This window comes from Lysinibacillus sp. GW247-5R2A (assembly GCF_059424475.1).
Map to the genome: position 1 here is coordinate 150,012 of NZ_JBWKZL010000010.1, position 26,663 is coordinate 176,674.

Below are 26,663 nucleotides of genomic sequence, written 5' to 3' on the forward strand. Positions count from 1 at the left end.
AATTTGATGGGCTGATAAAGGATTTTCTACAGTAAACTATGTATAATCTTAACTAACAATAGGAGGTGACAGCTTGTGAAAAAATTTGTTCAAATTGCCTTTTTACTGATTGGAGGAGCGTTGGGCCTTGTTTTCTTACCGCCATTATACGAATTGCTTCATTTATCATCTAATCCTTGGCTTGATAATCCTTACGTATCAGTAGCATTAGGAGCGCTTTTACTGTTTACATTGTCATTTGCGTTTTCCGATTATTTTGTGAAGCTCATTAGCTGGATGGAAGAGGTCCTGTTTAAGGTCCCTGTCGGAGATTTATTATTCGGTACGCTTGGCCTAATAATAGGGCTAATTGTAGCGTATTTCTTAGGCTTTGCTATTAATAGTGTAAAGTTCCCCGTTGTTACAGAGGTGCTCCCTATTATCCTGTCATTTGTATTAGGATATTTAGGCTTCCGTCTAGGTTTTAGAAAAAGAGATGAACTAATACAGCTTTTTACTTTACGTAGTAATCATACGAAGAAAAAAGCTGCTGAGGGTGCTGAAATTCCAGAAGTACGAGGAAGTTCCAAATTGTTAGATACAAGTGTCATTATTGATGGTCGTATCGCAGATATTTCTGAAACAGGATTCATCGAAGGGGTTCTAGTGGTGCCTCAGTTTGTCCTTACAGAGCTTCAGCATATTGCCGATTCCTCAGATACATTAAAGCGTACAAGAGGTCGTCGAGGTTTAGATATATTAAGAAAGTTACAGGATGAACGTAAGACGAATGTAGAGATTACAGATGAGGATTTTGAGGATGTGCAAGAGGTAGATTTAAAACTTGTACGACTGGCAAAAAAAATGGGTAATGATACTCAGATTGTCACAAATGATTTTAACCTTAATAAAGTCTGTGAGCTACATCATGTGAAAGTATTAAATATAAATGACTTAGCGAATGCCGTAAAACCTGTCGTGATTCCAGGTGAAGATATGCAGGTGGTAGTCATTAAGGATGGGAAAGAGCATAATCAAGGGGTCGCCTATTTAGACGATGGTACGATGATTGTTGTGGAAGGTGGTCGTAGCTATATAGGACAGGCCATAACAGTAACAGTAACGAGTGTATTGCAGACGTCAGCAGGTCGTATGATATTTGCGAAGCCGAAGGACGATTAGGATGTGAAAAAATGCAGTATGAAGTAGTGTTACCTGCCGCAGGAAGCGGTAAACGTATGGGGGCAGGACAAAATAAATTATTTTTAAAACTTTTAAAGAAGCCTATTCTGATACACACGTTAGAGGTCTTTCAACAAGATCCCTTTTGCACAGGTATTTGGCTAGCGGTAAAACCGGAGGAGCGTATCTATATTCAAGAATTGCTCGATGAATATCGTATTACAAAAGTCAAAGGTTTACCTGACGGTGGGGCTGAACGACAGCATTCTGTACATTCATGTATGAAGGAAATGCAACAGGTAGACATTGTGCTTGTTCATGATGCAGCACGGCCTTTTATTACACATGATATTATTGCAAATCTTGTGCAAAGTGCCCACAACTTTGGTGCAGCTATTGCAGGTGTCCGAGCGAAAGATACAATGAAAAAAGTTCGAAATGGTGTCATTGAGGAAACGGTAGATCGTGACAGCCTGTGGATGATTCAAACGCCGCAAGCCTTTCGGTTTGATTTAATTGTTGAGGCAGAGGATGTTGCTGAAAAAGTAGGTTTTCTTGGTACCGATGAAGCGATGCTAGTCGAGCGTCTTGGTCACACGGTGCATATTGTAGAAAGCAGCTACGAAAATGTAAAAATGACGACACAAGAGGATTTACTATTCGGAGAAGCTATTTTGCGAAAACGGTCATTGCAACTAAACGAATAGTTAGTAGTTTAAACATCTCATTAGTGATAGTTGCTAATGAGATTTTATATTGATATAGCAAGAAATGGCGAAGAGGAAATGCTTGTTTTTTAGCTATCATTCAAATGCCTGTTGTAATAATGGCCGCGACATCCATGTGAATAATGATTTGTTAGCTTGAAAAAACTAAAAGCAATCACACCTAGGTGGCAAGTTGTAATGGATCTAACTGTACAAGAAAATGCTCACTATTTGCTATCAGCTCAATTTCCTAGGAAATATGTTAAAATGTGAGGGTATAATAGTGAGTAAATAGATAACAGTGAAGGAAGGTGAATGAGACTGCATTAAAAGCAAACTAGGAGCAATAAAATCCACATGTATTGCTAACGTAGTCTCTCTATCATATGTTTCGAATTGGACAAGGTTTTGATGTACATGCATTTGAAGAAGGGCGTCCATTAATTATCGGTGGTATTACTATTCCACATGAAAAGGGATTAGTTGGACATTCAGATGCAGATGTTTTATTACACACAGTGACAGATGCAGCGCTAGGAGCAATTGGAGAAGGAGATATTGGACGTCATTTTCCAGATACAGATCCAGCTTTTAAGGACGCGGATTCAGCGAAATTATTAGAATACATTTGGAAAATTGTTGAGGATAAAGGATATATTCTAGGGAACGTGGATTGTACAATTATGGCTCAACGACCAAAAATGGCACCATATATTGAGCAAATGCAAAATCGTATTGCAGAATTGTTACATGCTGAGCCATCACAGGTAAATGTCAAAGCGACTACAACTGAACGTCTAGGATTTACTGGTCGTGAGGAAGGTATAGCAGCGATGGCAACGATTCTTTTGATGAAGAAATAAATGTGAGTGAACTCCGCTTTTATTTCCAGTTACAGAGTGGTAAAATGAACAAAGTCAATTTTGATCGAAAATTTAGGAGGCTTTTAATATGACGAAAGAAGTTCGCGTTCGTTACGCGCCATCTCCAACAGGTTTTTTACATATCGGTGGGGCACGTACAGCATTATTCAATTATTTATATGCAAAACATCATAACGGTAAATTCATTGTACGTATTGAAGATACGGATATTGAACGTAATGTAGAGGGTGGAGAAGCATCTCAGCTAGATAACCTAAAATGGTTAGGTATTGAATATGATGAGTCCATTGATATTGGTGGACCTTATGCGCCTTATCGTCAAATGGAGCGTCTTGATATTTATAAAGAGCACGCTGAAAAGCTATTAGAGCAAGGTGCAGCCTATAAATGCTTCTGTTCTTCAGAAAAACTGGAAGCATCTCGTGAGGAACAAAAAGCGAGAGGTGTAGCAGCTCCTACTTATGATGGTACATGCCGTCATCTATCTGCTGAGGAAGTTGCTGCTAAAAAAGCAGCAGGTGAGCCATACACAATTCGTATGCGCGTACCAGAAAATGTAACGTACGATTTTGAAGATTTAGTGCGTGGACAAGTTACATTTGAATCTAAAGACATTGGCGACTGGGTAATTGTTAAAGCAAACGGAATTCCAACGTATAACTATGCTGTCGTTCTAGATGATCACTTCATGGAGATTTCTCATGTTTTCCGTGGTGAAGAGCATTTATCTAATACGCCAAAACAAATGATGATTTTTGATGCATTTGGTTGGGAGTATCCACGCTTCGGTCATATGACATTAATTATTAATGAAAACCGTAAAAAGCTATCAAAACGTGATGAATCCATTATTCAATTTGTCACTCAGTATAAGGATTTGGGGTATCTTCCAGAAGCAATGTTCAACTTCTTTGCTTTACTTGGCTGGTCTCCAGAAGGGGAAGAGGAAATTTTCTCTAAAGAAGAATTTATTAAAATCTTTGATGAAAAGCGTCTTTCTAAATCACCATCTATGTTCGATAAACAAAAATTGACATGGATGAATAATCAATATATTAAAAAACTATCTTTAGAAGAAGTGGTTGCTTTATCTTTACCACATTTACAAAAAGCTGGACTCTTACCAGAGGAACTTACAGTGGAGCAACATGCATGGGCAACGGATTTAATTGGGCTTTACCATGACCAAATGAGCTTTGGTTCAGAGATTGTTGAATTATCTAGCCTATTCTTTAAAGACCATATTGAATATGATGAAGAAGCCAAAGCTGTTTTAGCAGGAGAACAAGTACCTGAGGTAATGGCTGCATTCAAGTCACAGCTTGAAGAATTAGAAGAATTTACGCCAGATGCAGTAAAAGCAGCTATAAAAGCTGTGCAGAAAACAACAGGTCATAAAGGTAAAAATTTATTTATGCCAATCCGTGTTGTCACAACGGGTGAAACACATGGACCTGAGCTTCCAAATGCTATTTGCTTAATTGGTAAAGAGAAAGCAATTGATCGTGTAGAAAAATTTGCGCAATAAATAGAAATTCATTGACAATTGATATGTTCGTTGTAAAATGTATTTACATTGGTAAAGCGTTGATAAGGAGAAGTAAGTGGCGCATGCTCTAAAGAGAGGACCATCACCGGCTGAAAGTGGTCTGAGTCTAGGCAAAACTGAAATGCACCTTTGAGCATAAAGCTGAACTATAGTAGGCTTTATCGATTCGTTCCCGTTAAAGAACGTCCAGAGTGGGAGGCTTTTTGCCTTCAATCAGAGTGGAACCACGCAAATTCAAGCGTCTCTGTCATTCCTTTTAGGGATGATAGGGGCGTTTTTTATTTTATCTTCATTCATGGATGAAGAGGGAGGCATTTCAAACAAATGTGCCACATCATCTTAGGCAGAGAATTCTACAGAAAATTGACTACAGTGACAGCTCTGTGTGAAGTGTTTCTAAGAATTTGAGCAAGACCAACATAAAAAGGGGGAGTTTTTGTGTTTAAAAGGATGAAAGAAGATGTGGAAACCATTTTTGAGAATGATCCAGCTGCGCGTAGTGTTTTTGAAGTGATATTAACCTATTCCGGTTTGCATGCCACATGGGCACATCGAGTTGCGCATTGGTTCTTTAAAAATCGTTTTTATTTCATGGCTCGTGCCATTTCACAAATAAGCCGCTTTTTTACTGGTATTGAAATTCATCCTGGCGCGAAAATTGGCCGCCGCTTTTTTATCGACCATGGAATGGGTGTTGTCATTGGTGAGACATGCGAAATTGGTGATAATGTTACCTTATATCAAGGTGTAACTCTAGGGGGTACAGGGAAAGAAAAGGGGAAACGCCACCCTACATTAGAGGATAATGTCCTTGTAGCGACAGGGGCTAAAGTATTAGGTTCTATTACAGTTGGCGAGAATAGTAAAATTGGTGCGGGATCAGTTGTTTTAAAAGAGGTGCCGCCAAATGCCACTGTGGTCGGTATACCTGGTAAAATAGTGATTAAGGATGGAGTTCGTCTAGAGAAAAAACTAGATCATCAAAATATACCTGATCCTGTGGAAGATCGCTGTCAAGCTTTTGAGAAGCAGATCATTGAATTAAAGCAAGAAATTGAACGCTTACAAAAGGAGAGAGAGACACAATGAGTATTCAAATTTTCAACTCATTATCACGACAAAAAGAAACCTTCGTGCCGCTAGAAGAAGGCAAAGTGAAAATGTATGTCTGCGGTCCTACCGTTTATAACTATATCCATATCGGGAATTCACGTCCTGTTATAGTTTATGACACAGTACGTCGCTATTTCCAATATAAAGGCTATGATGTAAAGTTTGTATCCAACTTTACGGATGTAGACGATAAAATTATAAAGGCAGCCAATGAGCTTGGTGAAGAAGTGCATGAGTTAACAGAGCGCTTTATTGCTGCTTATTTTGAAGATGTTACGGCATTAGGATGCAAAAAGGCAGATGTTCACCCACGCGTTACGGAGCATATGGCTGATATCATTCAGTTTATCCAAATCTTAATTGAAAAAGGCTATGCTTATGAGTCAGCTGGTGATGTATATTACCGCACACGCAAGTTTAATGGCTATGGTAAATTATCACACCAATCAGTGGATGATTTAAAAATTGGTGCACGTATTGAAGCTGGCGAGAAAAAAGATGATGCATTGGATTTTGCTTTATGGAAGGCAGCGAAGCCAGGAGAAATTTTCTGGGAAAGTCCTTGGGGCAATGGGCGTCCTGGGTGGCATATTGAATGTTCAGTAATGGCTCGTGAACATTTAGGAGATACTATTGATATTCACGCTGGTGGACAGGATTTAACTTTCCCACACCATGAAAATGAAATTGCACAATCAGAAGCTCATAATGATAAAACATTTGCACGTTATTGGATGCATAATGGTTATATTAATATTGATAATGAAAAGATGTCTAAATCTCTTGGGAATTTTATTCTGGTGAATGATATTCGTAAACAAATAGATCCACAAGTACTACGCTTCTTTATGTTATCTGTACATTATCGCCATCCCATTAATTTTGCGAAGGATTTAGTAGAGGCAGCTGCAGCTGGCTTAGAGCGCATTCGTACAGCCTACAACAATGTAAAGCATCGCCTTACGACTACGGTAAGCTTAGGCGATCACTCAGATGAGTGGCTTAATAGAATTACTGAACAAAAAGCGCAATTTGAAGAGGCAATGGATGATGATTTTAATACGGCTAACGGAATTTCGGTATTATTTGAGTTAGCTCGTCTTGCTAATATTTATTTAAACGAAACGAATACTTGCAAGAAAGTGCTAGAAACTTTTATTGAAACTTTTGAAGTACTAGGTGACGTCTTAGGTATTAAATTTGCAAAAGAAGAGGAATTATTAGACGAAGAAATTGATGCATTACTACAAGAACGTGTAGAGGCACGTAAAAATCGTGATTTTGCTCGTTCTGATGAGATTCGTGACCATTTGCAAGCCCAAGGTATCATTTTAGAAGATACGCGACAAGGAACTAGATGGAAACGAGGGTAATTAAGTTGGATAAACTTCGCAATGAAGATGTTAAGCAATTAAATGCGTTGGCGTTAGCCTATATGGGTGACGCCGTATTGGAGCAAAAGATACGAGAACACTTACTACGTTCAGGTCGAGTTAAACCGAATACACTTCATCGAGAGGCAACACGTTACGTTTCGGCAAAAGCACAATCTATGATTGTTCATCGTATGATGGATGAGAATTATTTAACAGAGGAGGAGTTGGCAGTGTTCCGCCGTGGACGCAATGCCAAGTCCGGCTCTGTACCAAAAAATACAGATGTTCAAACTTATCGAAATAGCTCAGGCTTTGAGGCGGTACTTGGTAGTTTATATTTATTAAATGAACTTGAACGCGTCTATGAAATCATTGCATATGCTATTCAAATCATCGAGGAATCGAAAGGAGTGTAGAATTATAATGACAGAACAAAATGGAGAAATTATTGCAGGTAAAAACCCAGTGTTAGAAGCACTTCGTTCAGGACGCGATATGAATAAAGTGTGGATTGCAGAGGGTGTAAAAAAATCGGGTGTCAACGAACTGCTAGATTTAGCTAGAGAACGCGGAGTGATCGTTCAGTTTGTTCCGAAAAAGAAAGTCGATCAATTATCAAGTGCAAATCATCAAGGGATTGTTGCTTCTGTTGCAGCTTATCAGTATGCTGAACTAGAGGATTTATTTGCTGCAGCCGCAAAAAAACAAGAGGATCCCTTTTTCTTAATCTTAGATGAGCTTGAAGATCCACATAATCTAGGTTCTATTATGAGAACTGCAGATGCAATAGGTGCGCACGGTATTATTATTCCTAAGCGCCGTTCAGTGAGTTTAACAGCTGTCGTGGCGAAAGCATCAACAGGCGCTATTGAACACGTTCCTGTAGTCCGTGTAAACAATTTAGCTCAAACAGTAGATGAACTAAAAGAACGAGGTGTATGGATTGCTGGTACAGATGCAAAGGGCTCTGTAGACTATCGGAAAATGGATGCAACATTACCACTGGCTATCATTATCGGTAGTGAAGGTAAGGGAATGGGGCGTTTATTAAAAGAGAAATGTGACTTCTTGTATCATTTACCGATGGTAGGACATGTGACATCATTGAACGCCTCAGTAGCTGCAGCGTTATTAATGTACGAAGTGTATCGTAAACGTCAAGAAGCGATTGAGTAACAATGAAAAACATTTTGCTAGTGGATGGCTATAATATGATTGGGTCCTGGAAAGAGCTTCGACCATTGCGGGATACAAATTTTGAGGATGCTCGCAAAAGGTTGATAGAACTTATGGCTGAATATAAAGCAGCTATGGGTTGGCGTGTTATTATTGTTTTTGACGCACATCTAGTTCCAGGAGTAGAGCAATCTTATTTAGAAAGTGATGTTGAAGTCATTTATACTCGGAAAAATGAAACGGCAGATGAACGTATTGAAAAAATGACGCATGAGCTTAAGGCTAGAAATGTACAAATACACGTAGCAACTTCCGATATGGCAGAGCAAAGTGTTATTTTTGGTAATGGAGCCTTGAGAAAGTCAGCTAGAGAACTAGAAATAGATACAAGCATTATCCAGCATAAAATATCGCATGATGTGAAAAGGAAACAAGAAAGTAGACCACCTTCACGTATAGAATTAAAGCCAGATGTGGCGATAGCATTCGAAAAATGGAGACGTGGATTGAAATGATTGATTGACGCATATTTTCCAATTCCGTTATACTGTTCCTAATTATCTGTTGTGGCTGAGGTGATACCATGTTTAAAAATAGCATTGTACAAGTGACACAAGATTTTGAACGATTCAATGATGAAGAACTTATTGAAATGGTGCATCAAGGTAATACAGATGCGTTGGATTATTTAATTACGAAATATCGTTTGTTAGTTAGAGCGAAGGCAAGATCCTATTTCTTAATTGGTGCTGATAAGGAAGATATCGTGCAAGAGGGCATGATCGGTTTGTATAAAGCGATTCGTGATTTTAAAGGGGATAAGCTTGCTTCTTTCCGAGCTTTTGCTGAGCTGTGTATTACAAGGCAAATAATTACCGCTATTAAAACGGCAACTAGGCAAAAGCATATACCTCTTAACTCTTATATTTCTTTGGACAAGCCCATTTTTGATGAAGAATCAGACCGAACGCTCATGGATGTTTTAACAGGCGCTATCATGGATGATCCAGAAGAATTAATAATTCATAGAGAAGAGTTTGGATATTTAGAAGAGAAAATGAGTGAGATTTTAAGTGAACTAGAGTTACAGGTTTTAGCTCTATATCTAGATGGCCGATCATATCATGAAATTTCTGCAAAATTAAATCGTCATGTGAAATCGATTGATAATGCTTTGCAGCGAGTGAAGCGTAAATTAGAGCGACATTTAGTCCTTGAGGAAATGTCTTAGCGGGCAGAGGCTTTATTGACATTGACAAATATAGGTGTTAGTCTTAAAAAGACAAAGTGCCGAAAAAGGTGAGTATATGGCAAAAAAAGTCGTGCTAAATTGCGAGAAATGTGGATCGAGAAATTACACGTTCCCGGCTAAAGAAGGCTCCACTGTACGCCTCGAATTAAAGAAATTTTGCTCGCATTGCAATGAACATACAGTGCATAAACAAACGCTATAAAATGATATGTAAATAGACAGATTTGATTGATTCGGAGGTTAAGCTAGAATGGGCAAGATCAAAGGCTTTTTCAGTGATGTAATGTCAGAAATGCGCAAAACAAGCTGGCCAAAAAGTAAAGAGTTGACTAAATATACAGTCGTTGTTATTTCAACTGTTGTCGTTATGGCTTTATTTTTTGTGTTAGTTGACTTAGGTGTTTCATCATTATTCCGCTGGTACTTAGATTTATAATTTAGTAAATAGCATGTTAATACTTATGAAATAGCCCGTCCAATGCAATAACGGGTTTTTTCGTTTGTTTTATCTTCATTCAGCAGACAATTCCATCTTTATGGGCAAGTGATATGGGTGAAGTGAATGGCAGTAAGATAATCTCATTATGATAAGTATGATAGTAGCAATAGATGACTATGCTAGTTTCGTTACATATCATCAGGCTTTCTTAATAGGGAAAGGCTATGTCTACATGAGATGTTTGTGAAAAGAGTAAGAAATGCATCTAGCATATCACGATTCATTTTCACTTTTATTTGTAAGGGAGGGACGGACGAGAAGTCCTAGTAGTTATGGAGAAAAATTGGTATGTTGTTCATACGTATTCAGGGTATGAGAACCGAGTAAAAGCAAACCTAGAAAAACGTGTAGAAACAATGGGAATGCAAGATAAAATCTTCCGAGTGATTGTTCCTGAACACGAGGAAACAGAAATGAAAGATGGGAAAAAGCGTACAATGATGCGTAAAGTTTTCCCAGGTTATGTATTAGTAGAGCTTATTATGACAGATGATTCTTGGTATGTAGTGCGTAATACGCCGGGTGTAACAGGCTTTATCGGTTCATCTGGTGGGGGAGCAAAGCCAACCCCTTTACTACCTGAGGAAGCAGATCGTCTACTACAGCAAATGGGTATGACTGATAAAGTTGTCGAAGTAGATATCTCTATTGGTGAAGCGGTTGAAATATTAGAAGGGCCATTCGCACATTTCCAAGGACGTGTTGAAGAAATTGACACAGAAAAAGGAAAAGTGAAAGTGTCTGTTGATATGTTTGGTCGCGAAACAATTATGGAGCTAGACTTCGAACAAATTCAAAAATTATAATACAATTACTAGAACTGTGACATGCCTATTGGTAGTTGTTTCGCAGATTTTGTTAATTACCACTTGCTTAAAAAAATTAAAAGTGGTATCATTTCATAGGTCAGACTGTCATACTTTTGTTTGACGTCTGTAATGATAATTTTAATGTTATCGGCACTTAGCTGACAGACAGATATTGAGTGGGAGGGGCAACCCAATTACCACATCACGGACTTAAGGAGGTGTGTCTCGTGGCTAAAAAAGTTATTAAAGTTGTAAAACTTCAAATCCCTGCTGGTAAAGCTAACCCAGCTCCACCGGTTGGTCCTGCATTAGGTCAAGCGGGTGTGAACATCATGGGATTCTGTAAAGAATTCAACGCGCGTACTGCTGATCAAGCTGGTCTTATTATTCCAGTTGAAATTTCAGTATTCGAGGACCGTTCTTTCACTTTCATTACAAAAACTCCACCTGCAGCGGTTCTACTTAAAGTAGCAGCTGGTATCCAATCTGGATCTGGTGAACCAAATCGTAAAAAAGTGGCAACGGTTAAACGTGATAAAGTTCGCGAAATCGCTGAAACTAAAATGCCAGACCTTAACGCTGCTTCAGTAGAAGCTGCTATGTTAATGGTAGAAGGTACTGCACGAAGCATGGGTATTGTTATCGAAGACTAATCCCAGTTACTTGATGTTTTGTTTTTTGGAAGGTTGCGAAGTTTCTTTGTGAACACGCAACCTTTATTCGTGGGAGGTAAAATCCGCTATAACCACAATCAAGGAGGAAATATATAATGGCTAAAAAAGGTAAAAAACTGCAAGATGCAGCTAAATTAATTGATCGTAACTCACTATACAGTGCTCAAGAAGCAATCGAACTTGCTCAAAAAACTAGCTCAGTAAACTTCGACGCTACTGTAGAAGTTGCTTTTCGCTTAGGTATTGATACTCGTAAAAACGACCAACAAATCCGTGGTGCAGTAGTGCTACCAAACGGTACTGGTAAAACTCAACGCGTATTAGTATTCGCAAAAGGTGAAAAACTTAAAGAAGCAGAAGCTGCTGGCGCTGATTATGTAGGTGATGCAGAGTACATCCAAAAAATCCAACAAGGTTGGTTTGATTTCGATGTAATCGTAGCAACTCCTGACATGATGGGTGAAGTTGGTAAACTTGGTCGTGTATTAGGACCTAAAGGCTTAATGCCAAACCCTAAAACTGGTACAGTTACTTTCGATGTAACAAAAGCTATCGAAGAAATTAAAGCTGGTAAAGTAGAATACCGTGCTGATAAAGCTGGTATCATCCACGCTCCTATCGGTAAAGTTTCTTTCTCTGCAGAAAAACTAGTAGAAAACTTCTTAGCTGTATTTGATGTAGTTCAAAAAGCAAAACCTGCTGCAGCTAAAGGTACTTACATGAAATCTGTAAATGTTACAACTACAATGGGTCCAGCTATTAAAATTGACTCATCTAACGTAGTAGTAAAATAATTTATATATATATATTGACAACAGCAGTGATTACATGATATAATCGTTGCTGTTGTGAATTATCCATTTGTACCGTAGACAGTAGGAGTGACTTGTCACTTAATGTTCCTACCGAGGACATCGGAATTCAGATTCTTATTTAAAGATGATGACTTTCAGCCTCTGTGTCTATTTGACGTAGGGGCTTTTCTTTTGTCGGTATAAATGACCCATTCTAATAGGAGGTGTCATCATGAGCAAAGCAATCGAAAACAAACAAGTACAAGTTCAAGAGATTACTGAGAAATTCCAAAGCGCTTCTTCTGTAGTAGTAGTGGATTACCGTGGTCTTAATGTTGCACAAGTAACAGAGCTTCGTAAACAACTTCGTGAAGCTGGCGTTGAGTTCAAAGTATACAAAAACACTTTAACTCGTCGTGCTGCTGAAGCTGCTGGTCTTGCAGGAATCAACGACGTATTAGTTGGTCCTAACGCAATTGCGTTCTCAAATGAAGATGTTGTAGCTCCTGCTAAAATCATCAACGAGTTCGCTAAGAAAAACGAAGCTTTAGAAATTAAAGCTGGTATTATCGAAGGTACAATCTCTTCTGTTGAAGATGTTAAAGCACTTGCAGAACTTCCATCACGCGAAGGTCTACTTTCTATGCTTTTATCTGTACTTCAAGCTCCAGTGCGTAACTTCGCACTTGCAACAAAAGCTGTTGCAGAACAAAAAGAAGAACAAGGCGCGTAATTTAATACGTCCAAAAACTTCCGCGGCCTGACCGCAAAAAAATAAAACATTATCCAATTAGGAGGAAATTATAATGAACAAAGAGCAAATCTTAGAAGCTATCAAAGCTATGACAGTTCTTGAATTAAACGATTTAGTAAAAGCTATCGAAGAAGAATTCGGTGTAACAGCTGCTGCTCCAGTAGCAGTAGTTGCTGGCGGTGCTGCTGCAGCTGAAGAGAAAACAGAATTCGACGTAGTATTAGCATCTGCTGGTGCAGAAAAAATTAAAGTAATCAAAGTGGTTCGCGAAATCACTGGTTTAGGTCTTAAAGAAGCTAAAGAAGTAGTAGATAACGCTCCTAAAGCTCTTAAAGAAGGCGTTTCTAAAGATGAAGCTGAACAAATCAAAACTAAACTTGAAGAAGTTGGCGCATCTGTAGAAGTTAAGTAATCTCGCGTTACTTTTAAACAAAAGGAAAGCTCGTCATATTGGCGAGCTTTTTTCTTCATTCTGAGGAGGCGTGAAAATGTCAGATCACTATTATACAAATAATCCTCAAACTGAGAGTAAACCTCGTCACTGGACATTCAAATTACTAGGGCATACGTTTTCATTTGAAACGGATGCAGGTGTATTTAGTAAAAGCGAAGTAGATTTTGGATCCCGTGTTTTAATAGACGCTTTTCAAATGCCTAATATTGATGGTGCGATTTTTGATATAGGTTGTGGTTATGGGCCGATAGGATTATCCATCGCCAAAGCAAATCCAGACCGTACCGTCTGTATGATGGATATAAATGAACGTGCAGTTGCGCTTTCGCAAAAAAATGCGCAAGTGAACGGTGTTCAAAATGTGCGAATATTTGTGAGTGACGGCCTATCGATGGTTGATAAAGATATAGAAGCAGCAGCTATCTTAACGAATCCACCAATTCGTGCAGGGAAGGAAACGATTTTCCGCTTTTACGATGGAGCTTATGATAGACTAGTATCATCTGGAGAGCTTTGGGTAGTGATTCAGAAGAAACAAGGAGCGCCATCGACAGTAAGTTACCTAGAAGGTAAATTTTCCGAAGTCGATGTTGTCGAGAAGAAAAAAGGATACTGGATAGTACGTGCAAAAAAATAAATGAAATATGTATAATTTATTGACTTGACAAATCGGCTATGATAATATGATACAATGCAAAAATATTATTTTGAGGTCGTATGCCCTTTTTGTATAGAATTGTTTTAATATGGGTATACTTGCCAAGATAAGTTTAGTTAACCGAAAATGAGATCTTTTTGAAGACTCGTTTTCTTTTTGTCTTTCGAAATCATACACTATTTGTATGATTTTGCAAAGACCTAATATCGCTTTATTGAGGGGTGAATGAGTTGACAGGTCAACTAGTTCAGTACGGACAACACCGCCAGCGTAGAAGCTTTGCGCGTATTAAAGAGGTGCTTGAGCTTCCAAATCTGATTGAGATTCAAACGGCGTCTTACGAGTGGTTCCTTGAAGAAGGTTTACGTGAAATGTTCCGTGACATTTCGCCGATCGAGGACTTTACAGGTAATCTTTCATTAGAATTCATCGATTATTCATTAGGTGATCCTAAATATGATGTTGATGAGTGTAAAGAGCGAGATGTTACTTACGCAGCTCCATTACGTGTGAAAGTACGTCTTTACAACAAAGAAACAGACGAAGTGAAAGAACAAGATGTCTTCATGGGTGATTTCCCATTAATGACTGAAACAGGTACGTTCATTATCAATGGTGCTGAACGTGTTATCGTTTCACAATTAGTTCGTTCACCAAGTGTGTATTTCCATGATAAAACGGATAAGAACGGTAAAAAAGGTTTTGGAGCTACAGTGATTCCAAACCGTGGTGCATGGTTAGAGTATGAAACGGATGCAAAAGATGTAGTTTATGTACGTATTGATCGTACTCGTAAGTTACCAGTAACCGTGTTACTTCGTGCATTAGGCTTTGGCTCAGACCAAGAAATTATCGATATTATCGGTGATAACGAGTACTTACGTAATACGCTAGAAAAAGATAACTCTGAAAGTACTGAAAAAGCACTTTTAGAAATCTACGAGCGTTTACGTCCAGGTGAGCCACCAACAGTTGAAAGTGCGAAAAGCTTATTATACTCTCGTTTCTTCGACGCAAAACGCTATGATTTAGCGAATGTTGGACGCTACAAAATGAATAAAAAGCTTCATATTAAAAATCGTTTATTCAACCAAACGATTGCTGAAACGCTTGTAGATCCAGAAACAGGCGAAATTTTAGTAGAGAAAGGTACAGTGCTTGATCGCCGTACTTTAGATAAAATCCTACCTTACCTTGAAGATTCTTCGAAAGGTATTGGTTTCCGTACTTTATCACAAGTTGGTGGAGTACTTGAGGATGATGTAACAATCCAATCTATTAAAATTTATGCACCGAAAGATGAAGCACAAAAAGAAATTAATATCATTAGTAATGCCTATATTGATGAAGAAGTGAAAAATATTACACCTGCTGACGTACTGTCTTCAGTAAGCTATTTCTTCAACCTGCTTTATCAAGTAGGAGCAACAGATGATATTGACCATTTAGGTAACCGTCGTCTACGTTCTGTAGGTGAGTTACTGCAAAACCAATTCCGTATTGGTTTATCTCGTATGGAACGTGTAGTACGTGAGCGTATGTCTATTAACGACACAGCGGCTATCGTACCACAACAATTAATTAATATCCGTCCAGTTATTGCGTCAATTAAAGAGTTCTTCGGAAGCTCTCAATTATCACAATTCATGGACCAAACAAACCCATTAGCAGAATTAACGCATAAACGTCGATTATCTGCATTAGGGCCTGGTGGTTTAACACGTGAGCGTGCTGGTTTCGAAGTACGTGACGTTCACTATTCTCACTATGGTCGTATGTGTCCAATCGAGACACCAGAGGGTCCAAACATTGGTTTAATCAACTCATTATCTTCTTTTGCTAAAGTAAATAAATTTGGTTTCATCGAAACGCCTTACCGTCGTATTGATCACGAAACAGGTCAAGTAACGGAACAAATTGATTACCTAACAGCTGATGAAGAAGATAACTACTACGTAGCACAAGCAAACTCACTATTAAATCCAGATGGCAGTTTTGCAAAAGACGAGGTAGTAGGTCGTTTCCGTGGTGATAACACAGTATTCAATAAAGCTCAAATGGACTACATGGACGTATCTCCTAAACAAGTAGTTTCTGCAGCGACTGCGTGTATCCCATTCTTAGAAAACGATGACTCTAACCGTGCACTTATGGGTGCAAACATGCAACGTCAAGCAGTTCCACTTCTTAACCCAGAAGCACCATTCGTTGGTACGGGTATGGAACATGTGGATGCACGTGATTCTGGTGCAGCTGTAGTAGCGAAGTATGATGGTATTGTTGAGCACGTTGAGGCTCGCTCTATCCATGTTCGCCGCATTGAAGTTGTTGATGGCAAAGAGGTTAAAGGCGATTTAACAAAATATAAATTACAAAAATTCATACGTTCAAACCAAGGTACTTCATATAACCAACGTCCACTTGTAAAAGTTGGCGAACGCGTGAAGCCTCGCGATATTTTAGCAGATGGTCCATCAATGGAAAAAGGCGAATTAGCTCTTGGACGTAACGTACTTGTTGCATTCATGACTTGGAACGGCTTTAACTATGAGGATGCTGTTATTATGAGTGAGCGCCTTGTAAAAGACGATGTTTATACATCTGTTCATATTGAAGAATATGAGTCAGAGTCTCGTGATACAAAGCTTGGACCTGAAGAAATCACTCGTGATATTCCAAATGTCGGTGAAGATGCACTTCGTAACCTAGACGAACGTGGTATTATCCGTATCGGTGCGGAAGTACGCGATGGTGATATTCTTGTAGGGAAAGTAACGCCTAAAGGGGTTACAGAATTAACGGCTGAAGAGCGTTTATTACATGCTATTTTCGGTGAAAAGGCTCGTGAGGTCCGTGATACATCATTACGTGTACCACACGGTGCTGGCGGTATCATTCTGGATGTTAAAGTATTTAACCGTGAAGATGGCGATGAATTACCACCAGGTGTTAACCAATTAGTTCGTGCTTATATTGTTCAAAAACGTAAAATTCGCGTTGGGGACAAAATGGCCGGACGTCACGGTAACAAAGGGGTTATCTCTCGTATCTTGCCAGAAGAAGATATGCCATTCATGCCAGATGGCACGCCTGTAGATATCATGTTAAATCCACTTGGTGTACCTTCTCGTATGAATATCGGACAAGTTTTAGAATTACACTTAGGTATGGCTTCTCGCTACCTAGGCGTCCACATGGCAACACCAGTATTTGATGGTGCGAATGAAGAAGACGTTTGGGAAACAATGGAAGAAGCAGGGATGAACCGTGACGGTAAAACAATCCTGTATGATGGCCGCTCTGGTGAACCATTTGATAACCGTGTATCTGTTGGGATCATGTATATGATCAAACTTGCTCACATGGTTGACGATAAACTTCACGCCCGTTCAACAGGTCCTTACTCACTTGTTACGCAGCAACCACTTGGTGGTAAAGCGCAATTTGGTGGACAACGTTTTGGTGAGATGGAAGTATGGGCACTTGAAGCATATGGTGCCGCTTATACCCTTCAAGAAATCTTAACAGTTAAATCCGATGACGTTGTTGGTCGTGTAAAAACATATGAAGCCATCGTTAAGGGTGAAAGTGTACCAGAGCCAGGCGTTCCTGAGTCATTCAAAGTATTGATTAAAGAACTTCAATCTCTTGGTATGGACGTTAAGATGCTAACAGTTAATGATGAAGAAGTAGAGCTTCGTGATTTAGACGAAGAAGAAGATCTTCAACCAGCTGATGCACTTAACATCGCACCACAGCCAGATACTCAAGAAGAGCCAGTAGAGTCTTTTGAATAATGGAAACCAATATTCACAATTGTGAATAAGGTCAAACTTATTTTTCAAATTAGCCGGGCAGGATTTAACGCCCTGCCTGGCTTTTTCTTTTAATACATCATTCTATTTCTAATCCTTTGTCAAAGAGGTAATTCTTTGCAAACGATTATCGAGCTGCGTAAAAGAGTCTTTATAAAGACCTATACTAGAGGGAGGTAGGCTCCTTGATAGACGTTAATGAATTTGAATATATGAAAATTGGTTTAGCATCCCCTGACAAGATTCGCTCTTGGTCATATGGTGAGGTTAAAAAACCTGAAACAATTAACTACCGTACGTTAAAACCAGAAAAAGATGGTTTATTCTGTGAACGTATTTTTGGGCCAACTAAGGATTGGGAATGTCATTGTGGTAAATATAAACGTGTTCGCTATAAAGGCGTAGTTTGTGACCGCTGTGGTGTTGAAGTAACGCGTGCTAAAGTTCGTCGTGAACGTATGGGTCATATCGAATTAGCAGCACCAGTTTCTCATATCTGGTACTTCAAAGGTATTCCTAGTCGTATGGGTCTAATTTTAGATATGTCACCGCGTGCACTTGAAGAAGTTATTTATTTTGCTTCATACGTTGTGATTGAGGCTGGTGCGACGAATCTAGAAAGTAAACAATTACTTTCAGAAAAAGAGTACCGTGCATACCGCGAAAAATTCGGAAATACATTCGAAGCTGCAATGGGTGCAGAAGCAATTAAAAAATTATTAGCCAAAATTGACCTAGAAGATGAGACACATTCTTTAAAAGAAGAGTTAAAATCTGCACAAGGTCAAAGACGTACTCGTGCTATCAAACGTTTAGAGGTTGTTGAATCATTCCGTAACTCAGGTAACTCACCTGAATGGATGATTTTAGATGTACTACCTGTAATTCCACCTGAGCTTCGTCCAATGGTGCAATTAGATGGTGGACGTTTTGCAACTTCAGATTTAAACGATTTATACCGTCGTGTTATTAACCGTAATAACCGTTTAAAACGTTTATTAGATTTAGGTGCTCCAAGCATCATCGTACAAAACGAAAAACGTATGTTACAAGAAGCTGTTGACGCGTTAATTGATAATGGTCGTCGCGGACGTCCTGTAACAGGTCCTGGTAACCGTCCACTAAAATCACTTTCACATATGTTGAAAGGTAAACAAGGTCGTTTCCGTCAAAATCTACTTGGTAAGCGTGTTGACTATTCTGGACGTTCCGTTATCGTAGTAGGTCCAAACTTAAAAATGTACCAATGTGGTCTACCTAAAGAAATGGCTATTGAATTATTCAAGCCGTTCGTTATGAAGGAATTAGTAGAACGTGGTCTTGCTCATAACATTAAATCTGCTAAGCGTAAAATCGAACGTTTAAACAACGACGTTTGGGATGTATTAGAAGATGTTATCCGTGAGCATCCAGTATTACTTAACCGTGCACCAACGCTACACCGTCTTGGTATTCAAGCATTTGAACCAACACTAGTAGAAGGTCGTGCTATTCGTCTTCACCCATTAGTATGTACAGCATATAACGCTGACTTCGATGGTGACCAAATGGCGGTTCACGTACCATTGTCTGCTGAAGCTCAAGCTGAGGCTCGTCTTCTAATGCTTGCTGCGCAAAACATCCTAAATCCAAAAGACGGTAAACCGGTAGTAACACCTTCACAAGATATGGTATTAGGAAACTACTACTTAACGCTTGAACGTGAAAATGCACGTGGAGAAGGTACTATTTTCTACGGTCCAAACGAAGTTTTAATCGCATATGATACAGGTCATGTGCATTTGCATACACGTATTGCTATTAAAGCTAGTTCGTTAAATAACCCAACATTCACAGAGGAACAAAATAATATGTTCCTATTAACGACTGTCGGTAAAGTAATCTTTAACGAAATCTTGCCTGAATCATTCCCTTATATTAATGAGCCGACTGATTTTAACTTAGAGCAAGTGACACCAGAAAAGTACTTTGCGAAATTAACAATTGACGAAGACACTCTAAAAGAGCTTGAATCAGATAGTGCTTATAATAGCCTTGATGAAAAAGGGAAAATTGACGCACAACGTACAGCTGTATTGCGCAAGCATTTTGAATCTGTACCAGTTGTAAATCCATTCCGTAAAAAGTTCTTAGGAAATATCATTGCTGAAGTATTTAAACGTTTCCACATTACTGAAACATCTAAAATGCTTGACCGCATGAAAAACCTTGGATTCAAGTATTCAACACGTGCTGGTATTACTGTTGGTGTATCTGATATCGTCGTATTACCTGACAAAGGTGAAATTTTAGCAGTAGCTCAAGAAAAAGTAGATAAAGTTCAAGCGCAATTCCGCCGTGGTTTCATCACAGAGGATGAGCGTTATGACCGTGTTATCTCAAGCTGGAGTGCTGCCAAAGATGAAATCCAAGCGAAACTAATGAAGTCTCTTGAGAAAACAAACCCAATCTTCATGATGTCTGACTCAGGTGCCCGTGGTAACGCATCTAACTTTACACAGTTAGCAGGTATGCGTGGTCTGATGGCCAACCCGGCTGGTCGTATCATCGAACTACCAATTAAATCTTCATTCCGTGAAGGTTTAACAGTATTAGAGTACTTCATCTCAACTCACGGTGCTCGTAAAGGTCTTGCCGATACAGCCCTAAAAACTGCCGATTCAGGTTACTTAACACGTCGTCTTGTTGACGTTGCACAGGATGTAATTGTGCGCGAAGATGACTGTGGTACTGACCGTGGTTTAACAATTGGTGCATTAATGGAAGGCACAGAGCTAATCGAGGCTCTAGATGAGCGTATTGTTGGTCGTCATACGAAGAAAACAATATTCCACCCTGAAACTGGTGAAGTGATTCTAAACAAAGATGGTTTAATCGATCAAGATGTGGCTCGTGCAATTATCGAAGCTGGTATTGAAGAAGTGACTATCCGTTCAGCATTTACATGTAATACAAAACATGGCGTATGTAAAAAATGTTACGGCATGAACTTAGCAACAGGTGAAAAGGTTGAGGTAGGAGAAGCAGTTGGTATTATTGCTGCTCAATCAATCGGTGAACCGGGTACACAATTAACAATGCGTACATTCCATACAGGTGGGGTTGCCGGGGACGATATTACACAAGGTCTTCCACGTATCCAAGAGATCTTTGAAGCACGTAATCCAAAAGGTCAATCTGTTATTTCAGAGATCGAAGGTACTGTTTCAGATATCACAGAAATCCGTGAAGGCTTAAAAGAAATCACTGTTCAAGGTGACGTAGAAACTCGTAAGTATCAAGCGCCTTATAATGCACGTCTAAAAGTTATCGAAGGTGATAATGTAGAGCGTGGTCAGGTTCTAACAGAGGGTTCTATCGATCCAAAACAATTGTTAAAAGTCAAAGACGTTTCAACTGTTCAAGAATATTTATTAAAAGAAGTTCAAAAAGTATACCGTATGCAAGGGGTAGAAATTGGAGATAAACATATCGAAGTAATGGTTCGCCAAATGCTTCGTAAAGTACGTGTTATTGAAGCTGGAGATACAGATTTATTACCAGGTTCATTACTAGATATCCACCAATTTGCAGAGGCAAACGCAGATGCTGTTATGAATGGCAAAAACCCTGCTACTTGTCGTCCTGTAATCCTAGGTATTACAAAAGCTTCTCTTGAAACAGAATCATTCTTATCTGCAGCATCGTTCCAAGAAACAACACGTGTGTTAACAGATGCAGCAATTAAGGGTAAACGTGACGAGCTTCTTGGATTGAAAGAGAACGTAATTATCGGTAAACTTGTTCCTGCAGGTACTGGTATGCAACGTTACCGTCAAATCCGCATCGAAAAAGATGAGCTTGACACAGAAACCGTTTCTGCTGAATAAACATTAAAAATAGTGCCGAAGAGATGGAATTACGCCATCTCTTCGGACTTTTTAAAGATATTAGTTGACAGTATAAAATGGTAATGATAATATATTGAAGGTTGATAGTTAACTGTCTATACTTCGGAGGATATGAAAATGTCTTATGATAAAGTAAGGACTAGTCAAACAATCATAGGTACAAAGCAAGCAGTAAAAGCAATGCGAGCCGGTTCAGTGAAAGAAGTCCTTGTGGCACTTGATGCAGACAATTGGGTAACCGATTTGGCCATATCTTTCGCGAGAGAAATCGGTATACCAGTTATTCTTGTTGAGTCCAAAAAGGAACTGGGCAAGGCCTGTGGAATCCACGTTGGAGCTGCGGTAGTTGCAATTACTGGAGAGTAGTTTTTGTGTATTAAACACAAAGACTTTGTTTTTACCCAAAAAATGAACCACCTGGATGTGTGGTATTAACAAGGAATAAATGAAGGGAGGAAAAATCGATGCCTACAATTAACCAATTAGTACGTAAGCCTCGTCAATCTAAAAGCACGAAATCAAAATCACCAGCGTTAAACAAAGGATATAACTCATTTAAAAAATCTTTAACTGATGTTAAATCTCCTCAAAAACGTGGTGTTTGTACTCGTGTTGGTACAATGACACCTCGTAAACCAAACTCAGCGTTACGTAAATACGCTCGTGTACGTTTAACTAACCAAATTGAGGTTACAGCTTATATCCCAGGTGAAGGCCACAACTTACAAGAGCACAGTGTTGTTCTTATCCGTGGCGGACGCGTAAAAGACTTAGCGGGTGTTCGTTACCATATCGTACGTGGAGCTCTTGATACAGCTGGTGTAAACGGTCGTTTACAATCACGTTCTAAATACGGAACAAAACGCCCTAAAGAAAAAAAATAATTTAACGTTTAATCACGTTATTTAAAACTGAGCCTCATACTAATTGTTACAAATAGCGAATCTTGCTAGCAGATTTGTTATTTGATTGACGAATATAAAAAGGCTAACTTATAAAATAATCGATATTTATTCGAAAGGAGGAAAACACATGCCTCGTAAAGGTCCTGTTTCCAAACGTGACGTGTTACCAGATCCAATTTATAGTTCAAAACTAGTAACTCGTTTAATCAATAAAATGATGGTTGATGGTAAAAGAGGTACTTCTCAAAAGATTTTATACGGTGCGTTCGAAATTGTTAAAGAACGTTCTGGTGAAAATCCAATTGAAGTATTCGAAGCTGCTCTAAATAACGTAATGCCAGTTCTTGAAGTACGCGCTCGCCGTGTTGGTGGTTCTAACTACCAAGTACCGGTTGAAGTTCGTCCAGAACGTCGTACAACTTTAGGTCTTCGTTACCTAGTTAACTATGCTCGTCTTCGTGGTGAAAAAACTATGGAAGAGCGTTTAGCTAACGAAATTCTTGATGCTTCTAACAACACTGGTGCATCAGTTAAGAAACGTGAAGATATGCACAAAATGGCAGAAGCGAACAAAGCATTCGCTCACTACCGCTGGTAATATAACCTATGTGTTAACAAATTGGTTAGCACAAGGTCTCTTATACAGTCTTTACCCCAATATGGAAGGAGAAATTTCCTATGAAACGCGAATTCTCACTTGAGAATACTCGTAATATTGGGATCATGGCTCACATTGATGCTGGTAAAACAACAACAACTGAGCGTATCCTTTATTACACTGGTAAGATTCACAAAATCGGTGAAACTCATGAAGGCGCTTCTCAAATGGACTGGATGGAGCAAGAGCAAGAACGTGGTATTACAATCACTTCTGCAGCAACAACAGCCCAATGGGCAGGTCATCGTGTAAACATCATCGATACGCCTGGACACGTAGACTTCACTGTAGAAGTAGAACGTTCATTACGCGTACTTGACGGTGCTGTTACAGTACTAGATGCTCAATCTGGTGTTGAGCCTCAAACTGAAACTGTATGGCGTCAAGCTACAACTTATGGTGTTCCACGTATTGTATTCATTAACAAAATGGATAAAACAGGAGCAGACTTCTTATATTCTGTAGGAACTCTACATGATCGTTTACAAGCAAACGCTCACCCTATTCAATTACCAATCGGAGCTGAAGATCAGTTCTCTGCAATCATTGACTTGGTTGAAATGAAAGCTACTTTCTATGGTGACGAAAAAGGTACAGCAGTAACTGAGGGAGAAATTCCTGAAGAATACCGCGCACAAGCTGAAGAATACCGTGAAAAATTAATCGATGCTGTTGCAAGTGTTGATGAAGATATCATGGAAAAATATTTAGAAGGCGAAGAAATTTCTGTTGCGGAACTTAAAGCGGCAATCCGTCGTGCTACAATCGCAGTAGAATTTTACCCAGTAATCTGTGGTACAGCGTTCAAACACAAAGGTGTACGCCCAATGTTAAATGCTGTTATCGATTACTTACCATCTCCAGTAGATGTACCAGCAATCAAAGGTACTTCTGTTGATGGTGACGAAGAGTTAGAACGTAAATCTTCTGATGAAGAGCCATTCTCAGCTCTTGCATTCAAAGTTATGACTGACCCATTCGTAGGTAAATTAACGTTCTTCCGTGTGTACTCTGGAACATTAGATTCAGGTTCATACGTACAAAACTCTTCTAAAGGTAAACGTGAGCGTGTAGGTCGTATCCTACAAATGCACGCTAACTCTCGTGAAGAGATTTCTAAAGTATTCGCTGGGGACATCGCAGCAGCAGTAGGTCTTAAAGATACTACTACTGGTGATACTCTTTGTGACGAGAAAAACCTAGTTATTCTTGAATCAATGGAATTCCCTGAGCCAGTAATTTCTCTTTCTGTAGAACCAAAATCAAAAGCTGACCAAGATAAAATGGGTCAAGCTTTACAAAAACTTCAAGAAGAGGATCCAACTTTCCGTGCTCACACTGACACAGAAACTGGACAAACAATCATCTCAGGTATGGGTGAGCTTCACCTTGATATCTTAGTTGACCGTATGCGCCGTGAATTTAAAGTAGAAGCTAACGTAGGTGCTCCAATGGTATCTTACCGTGAAACATTCCGTGGCTCTGCAAAAGTTCAAGGTAAATTCACTCGCCAATCTGGTGGTCGTGGACAATATGGTGACGTAACGATTGAGTTCTCTCCAAATGAAGAAGGTAAAGGCTTTGAATTCGAAAACGCTATCGTTGGTGGTGTAATTCCTCGTGAATACATTCCTGCAGTTGAAGCTGGTCTTCGTGACTCTCTTGACCGCGGTGTAGTAGCTGGTTACCCTCTAATCGATATTAAAGCGAAATTAGTATTCGGTTCTTACCATGACGTTGACTCGAATGAGATGGCGTTCAAAATTGCTGCATCTATGGCTCTTAAAGAAGCATCTAAACAATGTGATGCTGTTATCTTAGAACCAATGATGAAAGTAGAAGTTGTAATTCCAGAAGAATACCTTGGTGATATCATGGGTAACATTACTTCTCGTCGCGGACGCGTTGAGGGTATGGATGCTCGCGGTAACTCACAAGTTGTTCGTGCTATGGTTCCTTTAGCAGAAATGTTTGGTTATGCAACGACTCTTCGTTCTGCAACGCAAGGTCGTGGTGTATTCTCAATGACATTCGATCATTATGAAGAAGTACCAAAATCAATTGCTGCTGAAATCATCAAAAAAAATAAAGGTGAATAATTGAATTTTCATCTTGCATAAAGTATAACTAATTTGTAAGCTATGATTGCAGGATAGGGGATGGGCCCGTTCTCTATCAGCATTCATTCTATAAATTTCAAAAATAAAACATATAATTTTGAGGAGGCAATCTCTAATGGCTAAAGAAAAATTTGACCGTTCTAAAACGCATGCTAACATTGGTACAATCGGACACGTTGACCATGGTAAAACTACTTTAACTGCTGCAATCGCTACAGTTCTTTCTAAAAAAATGGGTGGTACAGCTAAATCATACGCTGACATCGATAACGCTCCTGAAGAAAAAGAGCGTGGTATCACAATCAATACTTCTCACGTAGAATACGAAACAGAAACTCGTCACTATGCACACGTTGACTGCCCAGGACACGCTGACTATGTTAAAAACATGATCACTGGTGCTGCACAAATGGACGGCGGTATCTTAGTAGTATCTGCTGCTGATGGCCCAATGCCACAAACTCGTGAACACATCCTTTTATCTCGTCAAGTAGGTGTTCCATACTTAGTAGTATTCATGAACAAATGTGATATGGTTGATGACGAAGAATTATTAGAATTAGTAGAAATGGAAATCCGTGACCTACTATCTGAATATGACTTCCCAGGTGACGATATTCCTGTAATCAAAGGTTCTGCTCTTAAAGCTCTTGAAGGCGAAGCAGAATGGGAAGAAAAAATCGTTGAATTAATGGACGCTGTAGATTCTTACATCCCAACTCCAGAACGTCAAACTGACAAACCATTCATGATGCCAGTAGAGGACGTATTCTCTATCACTGGTCGTGGTACAGTTGCAACTGGCCGTGTTGAACGTGGTCAAGTTAAAGTTGGTGACGTAATCGAAATCATCGGTATCGCTGAAGAAGCTAAATCTACTACTGTAACTGGTGTAGAAATGTTCCGTAAATTATTAGACTATGCTGAAGCTGGTGACAACATCGGTGCTTTACTTCGTGGTGTTGCTCGTGAAGAAATCCAACGTGGTCAAGTATTAGCTAAACCAGGTTCAATCACTCCACACACTAACTTCAAAGCTGAAGTTTATGTTTTATCAAAAGAAGAGGGTGGCCGTCATACTCCATTCTTCTCTAACTACCGTCCTCAGTTCTACTTCCGTACAACTGACGTAACAGGTATCTGTAACTTACCAGAAGGCGTTGAAATGGTAATGCCTGGTGATAACATCGAAATGACAGTAGAACTTATCGCTCCAATCGCTCTAGAAGAAGGTACTAAATTCTCTATCCGTGAGGGTGGCCGTACTGTAGGCGCTGGTGTAGTTGCTTCTATCCAAAAATAATTTTAGCTTTCGCTAATAGTCAAACCAATCTGTAGGGACGCTTACAGATTGGTTTTTTATGTTAAAATAAGAGTAATTAAGGTTTTAATTAGTGTATGAATACATAACAGCC

The 26,663-nt window shown here is 39.2% G+C and carries 25 protein-coding genes and 2 other annotated features; all 25 genes read left to right on the forward strand.

Going from position 1 to position 26,663, the window contains the following annotated elements; translation table 11 throughout:
* Positions 1-75: 75 nt before the first annotated feature.
* Positions 76-1,161, forward strand: coding sequence for a PIN/TRAM domain-containing protein (locus AC07YC_RS16140; protein ID WP_025116463.1), 1,086 nt, complete (start codon positions 76-78; stop codon positions 1,159-1,161).
* Between the two features lie 11 nt (positions 1,162-1,172).
* A complete protein-coding gene (gene ispD, locus AC07YC_RS16145) occupies positions 1,173-1,868 on the forward strand; it encodes a 2-C-methyl-D-erythritol 4-phosphate cytidylyltransferase (protein ID WP_494919878.1) in 696 nt (231 codons plus the stop codon).
* 386 nt (positions 1,869-2,254) lie between these two features.
* Positions 2,255-2,731, forward strand: a complete 477-nt coding sequence (gene ispF / locus AC07YC_RS16150) for a 2-C-methyl-D-erythritol 2,4-cyclodiphosphate synthase (RefSeq protein WP_008180601.1) — start codon at positions 2,255-2,257, stop codon at positions 2,729-2,731.
* Between the two features lie 88 nt (positions 2,732-2,819).
* Positions 2,820-4,280, forward strand: coding sequence for a glutamate--tRNA ligase (gltX, locus tag AC07YC_RS16155; protein ID WP_494919879.1), 1,461 nt, complete (start codon positions 2,820-2,822; stop codon positions 4,278-4,280).
* A gap of 50 nt (positions 4,281-4,330) precedes the next feature.
* Positions 4,331-4,550: a binding site (T-box leader), on the forward strand.
* Between the two features lie 189 nt (positions 4,551-4,739).
* Positions 4,740-5,390: a serine O-acetyltransferase gene (epsC, locus tag AC07YC_RS16160; RefSeq protein WP_336636341.1), complete on the forward strand. Its 651-nt coding sequence runs from the start codon at positions 4,740-4,742 to the stop codon at positions 5,388-5,390.
* Positions 5,387-6,787: a cysteine--tRNA ligase gene (gene cysS / locus AC07YC_RS16165; protein ID WP_336636342.1), complete on the forward strand. Its 1,401-nt coding sequence runs from the start codon at positions 5,387-5,389 to the stop codon at positions 6,785-6,787. The genes epsC and cysS overlap by 4 nt, the downstream gene beginning before the upstream one ends.
* Positions 6,788-6,792: 5 nt before the next feature.
* Positions 6,793-7,206 carry a Mini-ribonuclease 3 gene (locus AC07YC_RS16170; RefSeq protein ID WP_012296087.1) on the forward strand — a complete coding sequence of 138 codons (414 nt, stop codon included), beginning with the start codon at positions 6,793-6,795 and terminating at the stop codon, positions 7,204-7,206.
* Positions 7,207-7,213: 7 nt separating this feature from the next.
* Entirely contained in the window at positions 7,214-7,966 is a 753-nt protein-coding gene (gene rlmB / locus AC07YC_RS16175; protein ID WP_008181856.1) for a 23S rRNA (guanosine(2251)-2'-O)-methyltransferase RlmB, read from the forward strand.
* A 2-nt stretch (positions 7,967-7,968) separates the two neighbouring features.
* A complete protein-coding gene (locus AC07YC_RS16180; protein ID WP_008181857.1) occupies positions 7,969-8,481 on the forward strand; it encodes an NYN domain-containing protein in 513 nt (170 codons plus the stop codon).
* 68 nt (positions 8,482-8,549) lie between these two features.
* Positions 8,550-9,197 (forward strand): RNA polymerase sporulation sigma factor SigH, encoded by a 648-nt coding sequence (gene sigH / locus AC07YC_RS16185; RefSeq protein ID WP_025116456.1) that lies wholly within the window; start codon positions 8,550-8,552, stop codon positions 9,195-9,197.
* Between the two features lie 76 nt (positions 9,198-9,273).
* A complete protein-coding gene (gene rpmG, locus AC07YC_RS16190; RefSeq protein WP_075807303.1) occupies positions 9,274-9,420 on the forward strand; it encodes a 50S ribosomal protein L33 in 147 nt (48 codons plus the stop codon).
* Positions 9,421-9,468: 48 nt separating this feature from the next.
* Complete coding sequence (gene secE / locus AC07YC_RS16195; RefSeq protein ID WP_336636343.1) at positions 9,469-9,654, forward strand: preprotein translocase subunit SecE; 186 nt, start codon at positions 9,469-9,471, stop codon at positions 9,652-9,654.
* A gap of 335 nt (positions 9,655-9,989) precedes the next feature.
* On the forward strand, positions 9,990-10,523 hold the full coding sequence (gene nusG / locus AC07YC_RS16200; RefSeq protein ID WP_010860621.1) for a transcription termination/antitermination protein NusG: 534 nt from the start codon (positions 9,990-9,992) through the stop codon (positions 10,521-10,523).
* Positions 10,524-10,753: 230 nt separating this feature from the next.
* Positions 10,754-11,179 (forward strand): 50S ribosomal protein L11, encoded by a 426-nt coding sequence (gene rplK / locus AC07YC_RS16205; RefSeq protein WP_004233593.1) that lies wholly within the window; start codon positions 10,754-10,756, stop codon positions 11,177-11,179.
* Positions 11,180-11,295: 116 nt separating this feature from the next.
* Positions 11,296-11,994, forward strand: a complete 699-nt coding sequence (gene rplA, locus AC07YC_RS16210; protein ID WP_494919880.1) for a 50S ribosomal protein L1 — start codon at positions 11,296-11,298, stop codon at positions 11,992-11,994.
* A gap of 54 nt (positions 11,995-12,048) precedes the next feature.
* Positions 12,049-12,194, forward strand: a sequence feature (ribosomal protein L10 leader region).
* Between the two features lie 32 nt (positions 12,195-12,226).
* A complete protein-coding gene (gene rplJ, locus AC07YC_RS16215; RefSeq protein ID WP_036121626.1) occupies positions 12,227-12,727 on the forward strand; it encodes a 50S ribosomal protein L10 in 501 nt (166 codons plus the stop codon).
* 73 nt (positions 12,728-12,800) lie between these two features.
* The gene (rplL, locus tag AC07YC_RS16220) at positions 12,801-13,160 is read left to right on the forward strand and encodes a 50S ribosomal protein L7/L12 (RefSeq protein WP_008181586.1); all 360 of its coding nucleotides are present in this window, start codon (positions 12,801-12,803) and stop codon (positions 13,158-13,160) included.
* Positions 13,161-13,236: 76 nt separating this feature from the next.
* Entirely contained in the window at positions 13,237-13,839 is a 603-nt protein-coding gene (locus AC07YC_RS16225) for a class I SAM-dependent methyltransferase (protein WP_144788669.1), read from the forward strand.
* Positions 13,840-14,081: 242 nt separating this feature from the next.
* Positions 14,082-17,657 (forward strand): DNA-directed RNA polymerase subunit beta, encoded by a 3,576-nt coding sequence (gene rpoB, locus AC07YC_RS16230; protein WP_008181590.1) that lies wholly within the window; start codon positions 14,082-14,084, stop codon positions 17,655-17,657.
* Between the two features lie 203 nt (positions 17,658-17,860).
* On the forward strand, positions 17,861-21,544 hold the full coding sequence (gene rpoC, locus AC07YC_RS16235) for a DNA-directed RNA polymerase subunit beta' (RefSeq protein WP_336636344.1): 3,684 nt from the start codon (positions 17,861-17,863) through the stop codon (positions 21,542-21,544).
* Positions 21,545-21,682: 138 nt separating this feature from the next.
* Positions 21,683-21,931, forward strand: coding sequence for a ribosomal L7Ae/L30e/S12e/Gadd45 family protein (locus tag AC07YC_RS16240; protein ID WP_336636345.1), 249 nt, complete (start codon positions 21,683-21,685; stop codon positions 21,929-21,931).
* A 98-nt stretch (positions 21,932-22,029) separates the two neighbouring features.
* Positions 22,030-22,449, forward strand: a complete 420-nt coding sequence (rpsL, locus tag AC07YC_RS16245; protein WP_008181595.1) for a 30S ribosomal protein S12 — start codon at positions 22,030-22,032, stop codon at positions 22,447-22,449.
* Between the two features lie 148 nt (positions 22,450-22,597).
* Positions 22,598-23,068 carry a 30S ribosomal protein S7 gene (rpsG, locus tag AC07YC_RS16250; RefSeq protein WP_025116448.1) on the forward strand — a complete coding sequence of 157 codons (471 nt, stop codon included), beginning with the start codon at positions 22,598-22,600 and terminating at the stop codon, positions 23,066-23,068.
* A gap of 80 nt (positions 23,069-23,148) precedes the next feature.
* Positions 23,149-25,227, forward strand: a complete 2,079-nt coding sequence (fusA, locus tag AC07YC_RS16255) for an elongation factor G (protein ID WP_025116447.1) — start codon at positions 23,149-23,151, stop codon at positions 25,225-25,227.
* 136 nt (positions 25,228-25,363) lie between these two features.
* Positions 25,364-26,551 (forward strand): elongation factor Tu, encoded by a 1,188-nt coding sequence (gene tuf / locus AC07YC_RS16260; protein WP_008181778.1) that lies wholly within the window; start codon positions 25,364-25,366, stop codon positions 26,549-26,551.
* Positions 26,552-26,663: the final 112 nt, after the last annotated feature.